A 16,716-nucleotide genomic window follows, 5' to 3' on the forward strand; every position below is an offset into this window, starting at 1 on the left:
AGGTCCTCTCAGTCGTGAAGTACGGCGTCCGCGACGAACACGTTCATCAGGCACCCCTCGTCGGTCCGCAGGGTGATCCGCACGTCGATCCGGCCCTCGAGCCCGCCCAGCGGGAAGTCGACCGTCTGGCCGCTCCTCCCGTCGTCGACCCCGGTGCCGGCCTGATCCCGCAGCTGGGCGGAGTAGCGCGTCTCCGGTGCGCAGAACTGCGAGGACCGTGCCGCGTCGCGGATCCCGAGCGTCAACCGCAGCCATGCGCGGTCGACGGGGCCGTCGATGAGGAGGCGCAGCTCGGAACCGTCGGTGACCGTGCCGGCCGTGAGGCGAGTGCGGCCGGTGACGTCGATCTCGCCGTGATCGGCGAGATGGTCCATGCCGACGGTGCCGGCGACCGCGAGCATCACGGCCGCCGCCGACATGAGCACGCGCCAGCGACGGGCTTGCCGCTCGCCTCCCGGATAGGCCAGTCGAGCGAGCGCCAGGCAGACCGAGCCGGCGATGGCGAGGTACACCCAGACGAACTGACGCAGCGGGCCGTCGGGGGCGCTGATCAGGGCGTAGCTGCCCAGCAGGACGACCAGCAGGAACGGCGGCCAGTTCCAGCCGCCCCAGCGCTTCGCCCTGGCGGCGAACTCGACGACGTCACCGACGAAGACACTGAGGAAGAGCTTGCTGACGAAGCCGATCGCCGGGGAATTGTCCCCGAGGGTCTTGGTGCTGTGATGTCTCGGCGGGTCGGCGCTCAACCGCCTTCGCCGCCTCGGGCGTCCGGGCGGGCGTTGAAGTAGAAGTTCGCGCTGTCCAGCCTGCCGATCGCCGGAGAGTTGTCCCCGTGCGACGAGACGTGGAACTGGTCGCCCGCGGGCCGTGCCGCGATGATCTCCCGCTCCAGCGAACGGGCGCTCAGATCGCCGCTGTCGCTCAGCCATCGGCCGATCGCGGTCTCCAGGACTTCCCGGTCGGCCGGGGACAGGGCCTCGATCGCCCGTACCGCGTCGCTGTCGCCTTCTGAGAGCGCCGCGTCGCTCTCGCCCTCCGTGGGCGCCGCGTCGTCGTCGGTTCGGCGCAGCGCCCTGTCAAGAAGCTGCCGCCCCCGCTCGACGGCACTGTCCGCCAGCCTGGTCCGGGCGGAGTCGACCAGGGCGCCGGCCATCGATGTCGCGGCCGCGCTGACGAACGGCGCGATCACTGCTGCGGCCGTCAGTAACTCGGACATCTGTCCCCCGTCCCCCCGCACAAGACCTACTGAATTCTACTCAACTCTCCGTTCACAAGGGTCACTTCATGTCACATTCACAGTGCCTTCCAGACCTCCGCCCCGATCGTGGGCGCAGGAAGGCGGGAGCGGGCTCGCGCACGCCGCGCCGGCCCTTGCGCGGGCTGAAATGAGCGGCCCGCCTCGCGGCCGGAGCGGGCCGGCACGGATCATGAGGTCGGGCCGCGCCACCTGTGGTGCGGCCAGACACAGCAGGCGCACGCTCGGGTGACCCCGGCGGTCCGGAGGGGCCGGGGTCAGCCGCCGCGCCGTACCCGGGCCGCCTTGCGGGCCTCCGCGAGCTTGCGCGCCTCGCTGCTCTTGCGGGACGCCCTGCTGCCCGAGCCGCCGCTCTTCGCGTCCTTGGTGCTGCCCAGGCCGCGGAACGGGGCGTTGTGGTTCTTGGGGGGCGAGGCGGCCGGCCCGCCGTCGAGCGCCTTTCCGGACGGGGTCCTGGCGCCGGTGATCCGGCTGAGCTCCGCCTCGCCGGACCGTACCTTGGTGACCCTGGCGGCCACGTCGGCGTCCGCCATGACCTGGCTCGTCTCGCGGCGCTGTCCCGACAGGACGAGTGTCACGACGGTGCCGGAGCGGCCCGCCCGGGCCGTGCGGCCGGCTCGGTGCAGATAGTCCTTCGGGTCCGTGGCGGGGTCGACGTTCACCACGAGGTCCAGGTCGTCGATGTCCAGGCCGCGTGCGGCGACGTTCGTCGCCACCAGCGAGGTGACCTGCCCGTTCCTGAACTGGGAAAGGGTACGGGTGCGCTGCGGCTGGGACTTCCCGCTGTGCAGGGCGGCGGCGGCCACGCCGTTGGCCCGCAGGTGCCGGGTGAGCTGGTCGACACCGTGCTTGGTGTCGAGGAAGAGCAGGACGCGGCCGTCCCGGGCGGCGATCTCCGTGGTCACGGCGTACCGGTCCGGGCCGTGCACGACGAGGACGTGGTGCTCGATCGAGGTGACCGCGCTGGACGCGGGGTCCACGGAGTGGACGGCGGGGTCGCGCAGGTAGTCCCGCACCAGCTGGTCGACGTCGCGGTCGAGGGTGGCGGAGAACAGCATGCGCTGCCCGTCGGGACGCACCTGGTCCAGGATCTCGGTGACCTGCGGCAGGAACCCCATGTCGCACATCTGGTCGGCTTCGTCCAGGACCGTGATGCGCACCCGTCCCAGCCGGCAGCCCTTGCGCTCGATGAGGTCGTGCAGCCGACCGGGCGTGGCGACGACGATCTCGGCGCCGTCCCGCAGCGCGGCTGCCTGCCGTCCGACGGAGACCCCGCCCACCACGGTCGCGAGCCGCAGCCGCAGCGCCTCGGCGTAGGGGGTGAGCACCTCACCGACCTGCTGCGCCAGCTCCCTGGTGGGCACCAGTACGAGCGCCAGCGGCTCCTTGGGCTGTGCCCGTCGCCCGGCCGTCCGGGCGAGCATCCCCAGGCCGAAGGCGAGCGTCTTGCCGGAGCCGGTACGGCCCCGGGCCAGGACGTCCCGTCCCGCGAGCGCGTTCGGCAGCGCCGCCGCCTGGATGGGGAACGGCACCGTCACACCGTGCTCGCCGAGAACCCGCAGCATGTCGGCCGGAAGCCCCAACTGCGAGAAGGACGCGGCCGTGGGCGGCGCCGGGACGGCACCCGGAGCCTCGGACGCGTGGTCCGCCTGCCGGGCATCGGCACGTGCTGAATCGCTCACAGAAGGCCTTCCTCCGAAGGAACCCGGCCGAGGAAGGCGGGGCGCGGTCACCGGCCAGGGACACCGAGTGGGGTATTGGCACAGCGACGCTGCAAAAGCTCAACGGTAGCACGTGGCCCACACTCCCCAGAGCCGCAGGCGACCACGCCGGCGGGCCCCGCGGGGCCTCAGCCGGTCGCGGTCGCAGGCGTCCGGGCCGCCGCGTCCGGGACGAGGACCAGGGCCGTCACCAGCGCGGCCAGGAAGGTCAGGGCGACCAGGGACGGGACGAGGGTGACGACGGGGCCGGCGAAGAGGCAGAGGCTCCCGCCGACGAGGAGGACCGGGGAACGGCGGTTCGTGGTGCGCAGCAGCAGTGCGGCCGAGGCGAGGAGGAACACGCCGACGCCCCCGGGAAGGGCCCAGGCGACGACCCCGTGCAGGGGTTCGGTGAGGTCGTAATGGTGGGTGTCGGCGACCTGTTGGAGGGTCTTCTTCATGCCGAGGGCCGTGAGGACGACTCCGGCCACCAGCGGAAGGTGGAGGAACGTGTACGCGTCGCGGGCCAGGCGGGTGCGGTCGTCGCCGGTCAGGGCGGTCAGCCTGTGTTCGGCCGGCTCGGCCAGCTGACGGAAGTACAGACGCCACAGCCCGGCGGAGACGAGCAGTCCCAGCGCCGCGGCGCCCACGACCGGGGCGCTCAGCGGGAAGCCGGAGACGCCGACGCCGATGGCGATGATCGACTCGCCGAGGGCGATGATGACGATCAGGCCGTGGCGTTCGGCGAAGTGGCCGGGTGAAGCGACCCGCCAGCCCGAGTCTCCGGTGAGGAAGATGCCCAGGTAGTCGATGGCCACCGCGGCGAGCCAGATCAGGATCTGGGGTTTGCCGGTGAAGGCGGAACCCACGAGGAGCAGGACGAAGGGCGGCGCCACCGAGAGCAGGGCCGTACGGCGCAGGACACCCCGCAGGGCCTGGTCACTGGGGTCGGACAGCCAGTAGGTGACCAGATGCAGGACGCGTACGGCGCCGTAGCACAGGACGAAGACCAGTGGGGCGGGCAGCCCGCCGGGGGCGTCGGCATAGAGTTCGGGCACCGTCAGCGACACGATCAGGACGACGGCCATGACGGACACCAGCACGGTGAACATCGCCCCGGAGTCGGCTCGCACCACGTTCCCCAGCCAGGCGAAACAGCACCAGCACCACCACAGCAGCGCCATCGCGACCATGCCGCCCAGCAGCCGGAGCCCGCTCGGGCCGGCCGCCATCAGCGCGGTGACCTGCGTGATCGTATAGACGAACACCAGATCGAAGAACAGCTCGGCCGGTGTCACCCGGTGATCGCCCCCGGTCGCGACCAGCCGCGACCCCTCGTTACCCGCCCCCACAGCTCCCCCTTCGGGGCGGCCCACCGCCCACGAGCGGAACAATACCTGCACAAGACAAGGCAGTTGGGGTCTGCCGCCGCGTACCGAACCCCACCTCACGCCCACCCTTCCTTTGCGGATAATCCGTGACGGACCGGCTTTCGTTACGCTGGCGGACATGACCGCCATGGCGCCGAGGCGCAGCGAACCGGACCTGTCCTTCCTCCTCGACCACACGAGCCACGTGCTGCGGACCCTCATGAGTGCCCGGCTCGGCGAGATCGGACTGACACCGCGGATGCACTGCGTCCTCGTCCACGCCCTGGAGGAGGAGCGCACCCAGGCCCAGCTCGCCGAGATCGGCGACATGGACAAGACCACGATGGTGGTGACCGTCGACGCCCTGGAGAAGGCCGGTCTCGCGGAGCGCAGGCCCTCCGGCAGCGACCGGCGGGCGCGGATCATCGCGGTGACCGAGGAAGGGGCGAAGGCCGCCGGAGAGAGCCAGAGGATCGTCGACGACGTCCATCAGCAGGCCCTCGGCTCACTGCCCGCGGACGAGCGCGACGTCCTCCTGCGCGCACTGAACCGGCTGGTCACGGGCCACCTGGAGACCCCGGTCGAAGGCCCGCGGCCTGCCCGCAGGGCGCGGCAGAAGGGATAGCCGCCGCCGGCTCAGGTCCGCCACCCTTCGACCAGCATCCGTAAGAGATAGTCTGCAACAAAACTATCTGCTACGGTCTTTCTTGTTGCCCTCGACGACAGGAGAGACCGCGATGTCCGCCGCCGCACGCTCCCCCGAGACCCGCACCCGCTGGCTCGCTCTCGGTGTCCTGGCCACCGGGATGCTGATGACGATCCTCGACGGCAGCATCGTCACCGTCGCCATGCCGGCCATCCAGCGCGACCTCGGATTCACCCCGGGCGGCCTCACCTGGGTCGTCAACGCGTATCTCATCGCCTTCGGGTCGCTCCTCCTGCTCGCCGGCCGCCTGGGCGACCTGATCGGCCGCAAGCGGATGTTCCTCGCCGGAACCGGGGTCTTCACCGGCGCGTCGCTGCTGGCCGGCGTCGCGGCCTCACCCGGGGTCCTGATCGCCGCCCGCTTCCTCCAGGGTGTGGGCAGTGCGATGGCGTCCGCCGTCGGCCTGGGCATCCTCGTGACACTGTTCACCGAGCCACGCGAACGGGCCAAGGCCATCGCCGTGTTCAGCTTCACGGGCGCCGCCGGCGCCTCGATCGGCCAGGTCCTGGGCGGCGTCCTCACCGACGCCCTCGCCTGGAACTGGATCTTCTTCATCAACCTGCCCATCGGCGTCGCCGCCGTGCTCGTCGCGCTCCCCGCCCTCCCGGCCGACCGGGGCCTCGGCCTCAAGGCGGGCGCGGACGCCCTCGGCGCACTGCTCGTCACCGCCGGCCTCATGACCGGGATCTACGCGGTCGTCAAGGTCGAGACGTACGGCGCCACCTCGGCCCACACACTCGGACTGGGCGCCCTCGCCCTGCTGCTGATGGCGGGCTTCCTGATCCGCCAGGCCACGGCGAGGAACCCGCTCATGCCGCTGCGGATCCTCGGCTCGCGCAACGTCTCCGGCGCCAACCTGGTCCAGATGCTGATGGTCGCCGCGCTGTTCTCCTTCCAGGTCCTCGTGGCCCTCTACCTGCAGAAGGTCCTCGGCTACGGCGCGGCCGAGACCGGTCTCGCGATGCTGCCCGCCGCGGCCGTCATCGGTGCCGTGTCGCTGGGCGTCTCGGCCCGCCTCAACGCCCGCTTCGGCGAACGCACCGTACTGTCCGCCGGTCTGCTGCTGCTCATCGGCGTCCTCGCGCTGCTGACCCGGGTGCCCGGCCGCGCCGAGCAGGCGGACTACGTCACCGACCTGCTGCCGGTGATGCTTCTCGCCGCCGGGTTCGGTCTCGCGCTGCCCGCCCTGACCTCGCTGGGCATGTCCGGCGCGAAGTCCGAGGACGCGGGCCTGGCCTCCGGTCTCTTCAACACCACCCAGCAGATCGGCATGGCCCTTGGTGTCGCGGTCCTGTCGACCCTGGCCGCCTCCCGCACCGAGTCGCTCACCGCGGACGGCCGCCCTGCCGCCGAGGCTCTGACCGGCGGCTACCATCTGGCCTTCGGTGTCGGCGCCGGCCTCCTCGCCGTCGCGCTGGTGATCGCCCTCGCCGTCCTGCGCCGCCCCCAGGACACGCAGCGGTCGGCCCCCGTCGAGAAGGAGGCCCACCCGACCGCCGTCTGAACGGCCCCGTCCTCCGCGCACTCCCGCGGACCCACCGTCACGGTGGGTCCGCTCGCCGTTGTCCGGGTCGGCCCCGCCTCGCCCGGAGGGGTGCGGCGCCCCGACGCCACGTGCGGGAATCCCGGCGGCGCACAGGGCCCACCGCGAACCGCGCGGCCTCCCGATCAACAGAACCCGCCGCCCCGCGCCGCCTCCCGATCAGCAGAGCCCAACGCGCCCCGCACGCCCTCCCGTTCAGCCGGGCGCACCGCTCCCCGGCACGGCGGACCGCTCCGGGTCCTGCCGGGAACGCTCCAGGAGCGGCTTCGCGTCCGCAATCCCACCCGTTTTCGCGCGGGTCAGCGCCACCCCCACCAGGACGACCGCCATGCCGGTCACCACCCGAGCACTGAGCGGTTCGTCGAGGACGAGCGCGCCCAGCGCCACAGACACCACCGGCAGGAGATAGCCGACCGTGGCCGCGCTGGTCGGCCCTTCCTCCGCGATCATCCGGTAGTTGAGGTGAAAGGTGGCCCCGGTCGCGAAGACGCCGAGGACGACGACCGCGAACACCCCCGCCCAGGTCACCCGCGCCGGACCACCGCCGGCCAGGGCCGGCACGCTCAGGCACGTCGCCGTGAGGAGCTGGGCCGCGGAGAGCGCCAGCGGGGCGGTGCCCCGCCCGGTGAGCCTGCGGGCCATGTACGCGAAGGCCACGGCGTAGCTCACACTGGCGCCGACCAGGGCGAGCGCGCCGAGGCTCATCAGCCCGGAACCCGCGCTCCAGGGCGCGAAGATCAGCAGGACGCCGGCGAAGCCGAGAACCAGCCCGCCGAGCCGGGTGGGATGGGCCGGGCGGTCCGTTCCCGTACCCCAGCCGATGAGGAGTGCCCACAGAGGCGTGGTGGCGTTGAGTACGCCCGCCACCCCGCTGCCGACGGTCTGCTCGCCGACGGAGAAGAGGAGGAAGGGCAGCGCGTTGCAGAAGAAGGCGGCGACGGCCAGCCGCCGCCAGGTCGGGCGATCCCGCGGCAGCCGCTGCCCCGCCCTGTGGGCGAGCGCGAGAAGCACCGACGCCCCGAGCAGGCACCGGACGAAGGTGATCCAGCCCGGGCTCAGGCCCTGCTGGAGGGAGATCTTGATCCAGAGGAAGCCCGAGCCCCAGAGCAGGGCCAGCACCGCCACGCGTGTCGCCGATGTCATGGGTCCACCGTCCTCCAGGCCCCTGTTTCAGGACAAGCGAAGAATCATGCATCCAGCGTTAAGCTCTGCTACATGCTTGATGTGAGGCGTATGCAGGTACTCCGGTCCGTCGTCACCAGCGGCTCCGTCACCGCCGCCGCGGCGAGCCTCGGTTACACCCCGTCAGCGGTGAGCCAGCAGATCGCCGTGCTCGAACGGGAGGCGGGCATCGAACTGCTGGAGCGCTTCGGCCGGGGCGTTCGGCCGACGGCCGCGGGGAGGCTGCTCACCGAGTACGCCGCCGTCATCGGCCGCCAGGTCGCCGAGGCCGAGACGGCGCTGTCCGACCTGCGGGCGGGCCGCACCGGCCGGATCGCGGTCCGGTACTTCGCCACGGCCGGGGCCGGCCTCGTGGCCCCCGCACTGGCCCGCTTCCAGACCGAACACCCAGGCGTCCGGGTCGACTTGAGGATCACCGACGGCGGCCCCGACACGGAGGCGGACCTCACGCTCCTGGTGCGATCGCGGAACGCCGCGCCGGACCCGTCCGCCGACGGAGTGCGGCTTATCCCGCTGGTCGACGACCCCTACCGGGTCGTCCTGCCCAAGGGACACCCGCTGGCCGACCGCCGCGCCGCCGTCGACCTGGCCGACCTGGCGGCCGAGCCCTGGGTGGGCAGCGAGCGGCCCGGCCCCTGTCTCGACGCGGTCCTGGAGGCCTGCGCGGCGGCCGGGTTCAGCCCGGACATCGCCGTCGAGTGCGAGGAGTACGGAGCGGCGCAGGGGTTCGTCGCCGCCGGGCTCGGCCTCAGCCTGATCCCGCTGCTGGGCCTGGGCAACCGCCACCCGAACGTGGTCGTCCGCAAGGTCCGGGGCCCGGAACCGGTCCGCTCGATCCACGCGGCGGTGCGCGAGTCCTCGCTGAACCTGCCCGCCGTACGCGATCTGCTGACGGCACTTCAGAAAGCCGCCGGGCCGGTCCGGCAGCCTGACTGAGACCCACCGGGCGGCACCGCCCGCGTCCGGAGAGCGCGTCAGCGGTACGACCCTGCTCCGCCGCGCCGCGCCCCGGCGCGAGGTCGGAAAAAGAAGATCGGAATCGCAGACATAGATCGCCCATGGCCCACGCGTCCTTGTGTGCGTTGAAGAACGGGAGGGCCCATGGACCCACAGGACCAGGAGAGTTTCCGGGATTTCGTCGACAACCGGTGGAGCACCCTGCTGCGCCTGGCGAACCTGCTCACCGGCGGCGACCGGCACGAGGCCGAGGACGTCGTGCAGATCGCCCTGATGAAGGCGCTGGGCCGCTGGCGGCACATCGACGACCCGGAGAGCTACGTGCGCAAGGTGATGTACCGGCACCAGATCAGCCGCTGGCGACTGCGCCGCCCGCACCGCGAGGCCACGTTCGCCGCGCCGCCGGAGTTCCTGGGCGTCGCCGACGGCACATCCGCCGCGGACCTGCGCATCACCGTCGCACAGGCGCTCGCCCGGCTGACCCCACGTCAGCGCACGATGCTCGTCCTGCGCTACTTCGAGGACCTGTCCGAGACGGAGGTGGCGAGCGTCCTCGGCTGCACGGTGGGCACGGTCCGCAGCACCACCCATCGGTCGCTGGCCCGGCTGCGCGGTCTCGCGCCCGAACTGGCCGGCCCCACCCCGCCCGGGGAACCCGCGGCCGGCCCCAACGTACCGAAGGGAGCTCACACATGAACGCCGACCAGCTGGACCGAGCCATCCGGGACGTCCTGCACAGGTGGACCCCCGACAGCCCCGGCGTTCCCCAGGGCATCGCGGACCGCATCGTAAGCCGCCGACGGCGACGCAACGTCGCACGCGTCACCGGCGCGGCCCTCGCCCTGGCCGGCGTCGTCCTCGGCGGAACCCTCGCCGCCGGCATCGGCGACGAGGGGGGATCACGGGAGCCTGCGACGCAGCTGGGCAGGGACACCGACCTGCTGTGGCGGACCACGCTGCCCGGCACCTCCTGGGACGCCTGCACAACCGGCCCAGGTGCCGTCTACTGCCGGGGCACGTCCTACGACGGCATCGGGCTGGACGTCGAGAACGGAAAGATCACATGGGAGCGGGAGGCCCGTGGTTCCGACGGCGACAGCGCCCCGGCGGGATCGCTGCCCGGTGTGCGCGACGGCGTGCTGTACACATACGCCGACCACTCCCCCGGCGCCTCACGCGCCGGCACCGACCTGGTCGCCCTCGACGTCGAGACGCAACGGGTGCTGTGGAAACACCAGTTGGCCGACGACAGCCGCAACCGGTCCTCGGCCGTACTGTTCGGCGGCGGCGTCCTCGTCAACGCCCCGACCTACAAGAGTGTGGTCGCGCTGGACGACACGACGGGCCGAGCCCTGTGGTCGTACGCCTGGAAGCAGGCCGACTGCGAGCGGGTCGCGATCGGCAAGGTCCCCCACCTGATGTGCACTCCGGACAGCGAGAAGGCCCCGCAGCGGAGCACCGTCGTGCGACTGGACCCCGAGACCGGCGCGCCGCGGACCGTGGCGACCCTCGAAGGCGTCGCGGTCTACCTCGGCACGGACGGCAAGGCCGCGCTGCTGGCCGCCCCGGCCGAAGGCCGGAAGTACCTCCGCGCGCCCGGCCCCGCCACCCTGATCCGTGTCGACCTCGGCTCGGGCAAGGTGTCGCGGCACCCCGTCGACGGTGTACCGGCCGGCGTGGTCGCGGACGGCATCGTCGTGAGCTTCTTCGGCGACGCAGGCCGCGCGGCCGCCTACTCGGCCACCGACGGCAAGCGACTGTGGACCCGGGACCTGGGACTGGAACTGCGCAGGGACCCGGACATGCCGGAGATGACGGAGCTGGCGTCCGACGCCGCGGTCGACCCGGACACCCGGACGGCCTACTACGCCGATCCGTCCGGGAACCTCGTGGGCCTCGACCTGGACACCGGCGAGGTGCGCTGGCGTGGCCTGGTGGAGATGCCGTCGGAGACCCCCGTGGTGTCAGGTGTCGCCCCGGAGCTGATGGTCTACGGGCACACCCTCGTCGGCCAGATCGGCAACGAGCTGTTCCGCGTCCGGCCCGCGCTGCACGACTCGCTCCCGTAGCCCGCCAGGGGCGTGCGGCCACCGGCGGCCCGGGCCAGGGACGGCGCCCACCCGCCTCGCCGCCGCGAGTCCGGCACACCCGTACAAGGCCCGTCGCGCCATGCGACAGCGCGGCGGGCCTCACGGATCTCCTCCGCACGGTCGGAGCTGTCGCTGCTGGCCAACCGGCGCATGCGCGGACTCGGCGCCGACGGTTCGGCACGCGAGGACCGGCAGGACTTCGCGCTGCGGATGTGGGTGATCGACCGCTTCCGTCCCCAGGACGAGAACCCCCGTTGGAGTCCAGAGGCCTTGGCGGCGGACACGCTCGCCGTGCTGACGCTCTCGCCGTCGGACGCCGCAGCCCGCGCGCACAACTGGCGCGAGCTCCCCCTCGCGGAGATCCGCGAGGGGAGGCGGCACAAGAACCTCCCGGCTCACCTCGAGCAGTTCATCGGCCATTTCGACCCCGGCCCCGCCCGCGACCGGCTCCCCCTGGACAGAGCACCGCACACTGCCGCCTTGACCCCATCGGGCCGGACCTCGGCGCATGCCACGCGGAGTGCCGGGGAGTGTGTACCGATCGGCGCCCCATCCGACTGGCGGCAGCCACGGAGCACGCACAGACTGGAATCAGGGGTGGCGTCCAGCAGTAGTCCGACCTGGGAGGAGACTCAGGTGTTCGGGCACGTGCGAGCAGTTCCGGACAGCAGTCCGATCTTTATGATCAAGGTCAGCGTCTATCGCGGTGATCTGACGGAGATCGATCACGTCTTCACCGACGAAGAAGGCCGGTACAGCGTGGCGATCGCCGCAGGTGAAACGGTCACCGTCCGGTTCGACACGCACCATTCGCTCACCAACGCCGAGGACTGGCAGCCGTCGGTCGTCGCAAACGTCGTCACCAGCGACGAAAGTCCCCTGGACCGGTCCTTGCTTCCGGCGGGTCATGATTTCGGAGCGGCGTCGAACATGGACGCCCTGAACGGGTACGTGATCGCGGCGGCTGTGGGTGAGACCGCAGAGTACGCCGCTACGGCGGTGAGACGCCTGTCGATGCTCAAGCAACCGAGCCTGGTTCTCCAAGCGCTCCAGCAACGACTCCTCGAGCACTTCACCGAGACGACCTGACACGTCGTCGGGCCTGCTTCCGGACCTTCGCCGTGCCGCCTCCGCTTGGGTGACCGTCGACGCCGTCGACCTCCGAGCCGCTGAGGTCAGTCCTCGGTGGGCACGCACAGCACCGGGGTGCGGGACAGATGCAGCAGCTTGTGAGGAGTCGACCCCAGCAAAGCTCCCCGCAGGGGACTCTCGCCCCAGCTGCCGACCACGATGAACCGGGCCGCGTGCCGCTCCGCGGCGTCGATCAACGCGTCCGGGGGCTTACGGTCGATGATCTCCACCGTCGTCGTCACTCCCGCCTTGTCGGCCACGCTCACGGCGTGGTCCAGCGCGGTGCGTCCGGCCTCGTGGAGGACCTCGCGATGGGCGGCAGCCTCTTCGCCCACGCTGCCCGGTGGCGCCGCTCCGTAGACCAGCACGAGGGGTTCACCGAAGGCGGCCGCCACCTCGATGGCGACACGCAACGCGTGCACCGCGCCCGGGGACTCGTCGTAGCCGAGGACTACCGACATGGTCACAGCTCCTTGTCACCGTGGACGAGATCGGGGTCGGCCACTTGAGGGCGTTCCGACCAGAAGGCGGGCGACACGAATCGCCGTACGACCATGAGCACCACGCCCACGGCGGTGATGCCGATCCCGATGACCAGCGGGGGTCCGAGCCCGAACCACGAGTCGCCGCTGTAGGAGTTCGCGGGGTCGGCCATGTCCCCGATCGACTCCACCAGCAGCCATACCAGCAGCCCCGCGCCGGCCAGCGGTCCGAGGCCGATGAGAACGAAGTGACGCACGCTCTCGGTCAGATGGCGGCGGTAGTAGACCGCGCAGGCGATGCCGGTGAGGGCGTAGTAGAAGGCGATGAGCAGGGACAGCGCGGTGAGCGAGTCGAACAGGGCGTTCTCGCTGATCTGCCGGACGACGAGATACCAGGCGATGGCGATGCCGGCGACCCACCAGGTGCTCACGTCCGGGGTGCGGAAGCGTGGGTTGATGTGCGCGTAGTGCGTGGGCAGGGCACGGCGGCGTGCCATGGAGAGGGCAGTGCGGGAGGCCGGAATGATCGTCGTCTGTGTCGACGCGAGGGCGGAGGTCGAGACCGCGAGCAGGACGACCCAGTCCCAGCCGCCCATCGCCTCGTCGGCGAGCAGGGCGAACACGAACTCCTCCTCCGCGGCGTTCTCGGCCAGGTACTCCGTTCCGGCGTAGGCCACGACGGCGACCGCGACGGAAACGTAGGTCACCAGCAGGATGACGGTCGACCAGATGGCCGCCTTGCCGGGAGCCGTGGCGGAGTCCTCGACCTCCTCGGTGAGGTTGACCGCCGACTCCCAGCCCCAGTAGATGAACACGCCCAGCAGCAGGGCCCCGGTCAGTGACGCGCCACCGGCCCCGAAGGGGTTCAGCCAGTCCAGGGAGGGGTTGACGGAGTCGAGTGTGCTGGTGTCCGCGTAGACCCGGTAGAGGGCCACCACGGCGAAGGCGAGCAGACAGGCCACCTGCGCGAGGATGAGGACGTTCTGGACCTTGGCCGACAGTTCGGTGCCGATGACGCACACGGCCGTCATCAGGAGGATGACCAGCACCGTCAGCAGTTCGCGTACGAACTCGTTGTCGGCCCAGCTGTCCAGGCCGAGGGCGAGCAGGCCGAAGGTCACCGCGACGTCCGCCAGGGACCCCACCACCAGGACACCGGTCATCGCGATGGCCCAGCCGCCGAGCCACCCCGCCCAGGGGCCCATCGCGCGTGTGACCCACGAGAAGGTCGTGCCGCAGTCCTGGTCGACCTTGTTGAGGTAGTAGAACGCCGAGGCGATCAGCAGCATCGGTACGAACGACGCGACCATCACACCGGGGGCGTAGACACCCACGAGTGCCACGACCGGGCCGATGGCGGCGGCAAGTGAGTACGCCGGGGAGGTGGAGTTGAGGCCGATGACCATCGCGTCCAGGAACCCGATCGCGTCGGCCTTCAAGCCATCGGGCGGACGGGCGTCCGTGCTTTCGCGGGCCATGCTCCCTCGATTCGGTCGTGCGTGACCTCATCAAACAGGCGGAGCGGCACCTGCCCGGGCGTCGGCGTCCAGGTCCCGGGCAGATATCACCCGTGTGCCGATCCGGCGGACGGCCACGGCTCGCACACCACGTCGGCCAGGCGGTGACTCCAGAGGGTCCCGGGGAACCTTCGGTGCCGGCAGCAGAGATGTCGGCCCACTGGTCGATGAGGCCGCGGACGGCCGAGCCGCGACGGCGTGGCCAACGAGCTTGCACCGCACGCGAGTTCGTCGGACCTCCACGGTGACCGGGCCGTACCTCACCGTGACGGGACCGGGCGCCCTTGAAAAATATATAGACCGGTCTATTATTCAGTTCATGGTGGGAAACAAGGGGGCCCGGACCAGCTCACGGCTGGCGGAGTCGATGCTGGAACTGATCCAGCGGCACGGGTACAGCGGTACAGGGCTCAACACGGTGGTGGAGCACGCGGGTGCCCCGAAAGGGTCGCTCTACTTCCACTTCCCTCAGGGGAAAGAGGCGCTCGGGGAACGGGCCGTCGAACTCGCGGCCGAGCGATTCGGCTCCCTCGTCGCCGCCTCGGCCCTCAGGTCGGCCAGGCCGGGTGAGGTGCTCAGTCAGGTGATCGACGAACTGGCCGGGATGCTCGAGGGCAGCGACTTCCAACTGGGGTGCCCTGTCTCCGTGGTGACGTTGGAGATGGGTGCGGAGAGCGAACGGCTGCGGGAGGCGTGCGCCAACGCCTTCGAGTCGTGGATCGCACCGGTGAGCGACCTGCTCACCGAGCACGGCCGTCCTCGGCCGGCGGCCCGCGCCCTCGCGACGGCCGCGGTCAGCATGGTGGAAGGTGCGGTGATCGTGTCGCGAGCCCAGCGGTCCGTCGAGCCGCTGCGCTGCGCCGCCCAGGCGATCACCGTGCTGCTGGAGCAGCCTACGGAGGCCTCGGCGTGAGCAGAGACGACAGACACGCGCTGGTGCTGGGCGCGAGCGGCTTCATCGGGCGCCACCTGGTGCTCGCCCTCGGCCAGGCCGGCGTTCGAGTGAGTACGGCAAACCGCAGCCGTGAGTCCTACCAGCGGCTGGCCCGGTGGCTGGCCGGGCGCGGACACGACCAGGTCCCGGCCGACCTCCGGGTCGACTTCGCCAAGGCTTCACTGATCGACGACGAGTGCGACGGCGTCACCGAGGTCTACAACTGCGCCGGTGCCTTCCGGTTCGGCATGTCGGTGGACGAAGCGCGTCACGCGAACGTCGACAGCGTCCGCACGGTCGTCGAGTTCGCGGCTCGGCTGCCCCGTCTGCGCCGCCTGGTTCAGGTCTCCGGCTATCGCGTGGGCGGGCAGGACAGCGGCCCGTGGAGCGAGGCACGGCGACGTGAGACCTACCGGGCGCTCGGCGCCTACGAGGCGTCCAGGGTCGAGGCGGACGCCGTTTTCCGGGACCTGGCAACGCGGTTGGGCGTTCCCTGGTCCATCGTCAACCCGGCCAGCGTCATCGGCGACAGCGCCACCGGGGAGTCCGACCAGTACCTGGGACTCGCCTCCAATGTGAAAGACCTCTGGCACGGCTCGCTCCCGGCGCTACCGGGCAACGGGCAGACGTTCGTCCCGGTGGTCGCGGTCGACCACCTCGCCCGTTTCATGGCTCTGCTGCCGTTGGACGCGGCCACCGAGCGCGCCGCGTACTGGCTGCTGGACGACGACACGCCCGCGCTGCCCGACCTGCTCACGCTCGTGGCGCAGCACTACGGCGTCAAGGCGCCTCGGGCACGGGTGCCGGTGTCCCTGCTCAAGCGGCTTCCCCGCCGGCTCACCAGGGCCGACCCGGAGACCCTGACCTTCCTGTCGGCCGACCGCTATCCCACCGAGTCCGCCCATGCCTTCGCCGCCCGCAACCGGCTGACCATGCCGGACACGGCCACGACCGTGCGCCGCTGGGCCGACCATCTGGCGGCCCACCGCTTCGGCGACGCCCCCTCAGGTGACAGACGGTTCACGAACCCGGGCGGAATACGGACGTTCGAACTGGGTGAGGCGGACGCACCCACAGTGGTGCTGCCCGGACTGCCGGTCAACGCCGACACCTGGGCACCGGTCGTCGCGGCGGCCGGGCACGCCCGCGCCGTCGACCTGCCCGGCCTGGGCATGAGCGCCGGGCGCCACGGGGACTGGCCGTCCTGGCTGACCGCACTGGTGACCGGGGCCGGTGCCCGTCACCTGGTGGGCCACTCCATCGGCGCCGCGGCCGCCGTCGAGGCCGCGAGCACCCACCCCACCGCCGTGGAACGACTCACCCTCGTATCACCGTTCTTCCTCCAGGCGCACCCGCCCCGCGGCGTCGGGTGGACACACCTGACCCGCCGATATCTGAGCCGGACGACTCCCGCCGCGTTGGCCGGGCGACTGACCGGCACCACGGGCCCCGCGAACGCGCTCCGACCGGCGGTCGCCGACCTACGCCGCGGCGCTGTCGCGGCCACCACCGCCCGGCTCCTGGCCGCCACCGCGAACCCTCGGTGGCGCGCGGAACTGCGGGACAAGCTGCGGCGCTACCCCGGGCACGTCCACGTCGTCGTGGGCTCCCACGATCCGCTCTCCGAAGAGGGGCGGTCCCTGCTGGACACCCTCCCGCACGCCACCGTGACGGTCGTCGCCGAGGCGGGGCACCACCCCCAGCTGACGCATCCGGAAGACGTCGCACAGCTCATCGGTGAGCAGGCCTATCGGTGAGCACGGGTGAGGCCTGCACGACGCGAACGCCCTGGCGCGCACGAGATACGCGGCGACACGGAAAAGGATGTTGTCGCCGACGCCCGGCGTGA

The 16,716-nt window shown here is 71.4% G+C and carries 15 protein-coding genes; 8 read left to right on the top strand and 7 right to left on the bottom strand.

Annotation, left to right across the window (positions count from 1 at the left end; all coding sequences use genetic code 11):
* Positions 1-8 precede the first annotated feature (8 nt).
* From ACFYR0_RS11605 to ACFYR0_RS11620, 4 genes are all read right to left on the bottom strand, one after another.
* Entirely contained in the window at positions 9-746 is a 738-nt protein-coding gene (locus ACFYR0_RS11605) for a hypothetical protein (RefSeq protein WP_389325004.1), read from the bottom strand.
* Entirely contained in the window at positions 743-1,216 is a 474-nt protein-coding gene (locus ACFYR0_RS11610) for a hypothetical protein (protein ID WP_389325007.1), read from the bottom strand. The genes ACFYR0_RS11605 and ACFYR0_RS11610 overlap by 4 nt, the downstream gene beginning before the upstream one ends.
* Before the next feature lie 296 nt (positions 1,217-1,512).
* Complete coding sequence (locus tag ACFYR0_RS11615) at positions 1,513-2,937, bottom strand: DEAD/DEAH box helicase (protein ID WP_389325010.1); 1,425 nt, start codon at positions 2,935-2,937, stop codon at positions 1,513-1,515.
* 167 nt (positions 2,938-3,104) lie between these two features.
* Positions 3,105-4,307 (bottom strand): low temperature requirement protein A, encoded by a 1,203-nt coding sequence (locus ACFYR0_RS11620; protein ID WP_389325013.1) that lies wholly within the window; start codon positions 4,305-4,307, stop codon positions 3,105-3,107.
* Between the two features lie 157 nt (positions 4,308-4,464).
* Between ACFYR0_RS11620 and ACFYR0_RS11625 the strand changes: the two genes are divergently transcribed.
* Positions 4,465-4,950 (top strand): MarR family winged helix-turn-helix transcriptional regulator, encoded by a 486-nt coding sequence (locus ACFYR0_RS11625; protein WP_389325016.1) that lies wholly within the window; start codon positions 4,465-4,467, stop codon positions 4,948-4,950.
* Between the two features lie 112 nt (positions 4,951-5,062).
* Entirely contained in the window at positions 5,063-6,535 is a 1,473-nt protein-coding gene (locus tag ACFYR0_RS11630) for an MFS transporter (protein ID WP_389325019.1), read from the top strand.
* A gap of 234 nt (positions 6,536-6,769) precedes the next feature.
* Here ACFYR0_RS11630 and ACFYR0_RS11635 read toward each other — a convergent pair whose 3' ends face one another.
* Positions 6,770-7,717 (bottom strand): DMT family transporter, encoded by a 948-nt coding sequence (locus tag ACFYR0_RS11635; protein WP_389325022.1) that lies wholly within the window; start codon positions 7,715-7,717, stop codon positions 6,770-6,772.
* A 72-nt stretch (positions 7,718-7,789) separates the two neighbouring features.
* On the opposite strand from ACFYR0_RS11635, the gene ACFYR0_RS11640 reads away from it, so the two are divergent.
* From ACFYR0_RS11640 to ACFYR0_RS11655, 4 genes are all read left to right on the top strand, one after another.
* Positions 7,790-8,692, top strand: coding sequence for a LysR substrate-binding domain-containing protein (locus ACFYR0_RS11640; RefSeq protein ID WP_389325025.1), 903 nt, complete (start codon positions 7,790-7,792; stop codon positions 8,690-8,692).
* A gap of 165 nt (positions 8,693-8,857) precedes the next feature.
* On the top strand, positions 8,858-9,409 hold the full coding sequence (locus ACFYR0_RS11645) for a SigE family RNA polymerase sigma factor (protein ID WP_389325028.1): 552 nt from the start codon (positions 8,858-8,860) through the stop codon (positions 9,407-9,409).
* On the top strand, positions 9,406-10,782 hold the full coding sequence (locus tag ACFYR0_RS11650) for a PQQ-binding-like beta-propeller repeat protein (RefSeq protein WP_389325031.1): 1,377 nt from the start codon (positions 9,406-9,408) through the stop codon (positions 10,780-10,782). The genes ACFYR0_RS11645 and ACFYR0_RS11650 overlap by 4 nt, the downstream gene beginning before the upstream one ends.
* Positions 10,783-10,953: 171 nt before the next feature.
* Positions 10,954-11,892: a hypothetical protein gene (locus ACFYR0_RS11655; protein ID WP_389325034.1), complete on the top strand. Its 939-nt coding sequence runs from the start codon at positions 10,954-10,956 to the stop codon at positions 11,890-11,892.
* An 86-nt stretch (positions 11,893-11,978) separates the two neighbouring features.
* Here ACFYR0_RS11655 and ACFYR0_RS11660 read toward each other — a convergent pair whose 3' ends face one another.
* Both ACFYR0_RS11660 and ACFYR0_RS11665 read right to left on the bottom strand, forming a co-directional pair.
* Positions 11,979-12,395: a universal stress protein gene (locus ACFYR0_RS11660; RefSeq protein ID WP_389325037.1), complete on the bottom strand. Its 417-nt coding sequence runs from the start codon at positions 12,393-12,395 to the stop codon at positions 11,979-11,981.
* A 2-nt stretch (positions 12,396-12,397) separates the two neighbouring features.
* Complete coding sequence (locus ACFYR0_RS11665) at positions 12,398-13,894, bottom strand: APC family permease (protein WP_389325039.1); 1,497 nt, start codon at positions 13,892-13,894, stop codon at positions 12,398-12,400.
* 358 nt (positions 13,895-14,252) lie between these two features.
* Between ACFYR0_RS11665 and ACFYR0_RS11670 the strand changes: the two genes are divergently transcribed.
* Together ACFYR0_RS11670 and ACFYR0_RS11675 are read left to right on the top strand one after the other, a co-directional pair.
* Positions 14,253-14,846, top strand: a complete 594-nt coding sequence (locus tag ACFYR0_RS11670) for a TetR/AcrR family transcriptional regulator (RefSeq protein ID WP_389325042.1) — start codon at positions 14,253-14,255, stop codon at positions 14,844-14,846.
* Positions 14,843-16,624 (top strand): alpha/beta fold hydrolase, encoded by a 1,782-nt coding sequence (locus tag ACFYR0_RS11675; protein WP_389325045.1) that lies wholly within the window; start codon positions 14,843-14,845, stop codon positions 16,622-16,624. Before ACFYR0_RS11670 ends, ACFYR0_RS11675 begins: the two co-directional genes overlap by 4 nt.
* The last annotated feature ends 92 nt before the right edge of the window (positions 16,625-16,716 follow it).

The organism is Streptomyces sp. NPDC005017 (genome assembly GCF_042873115.1).
Classification (GTDB): Bacteria; Actinomycetota; Actinomycetes; order Streptomycetales; family Streptomycetaceae; genus Streptomyces.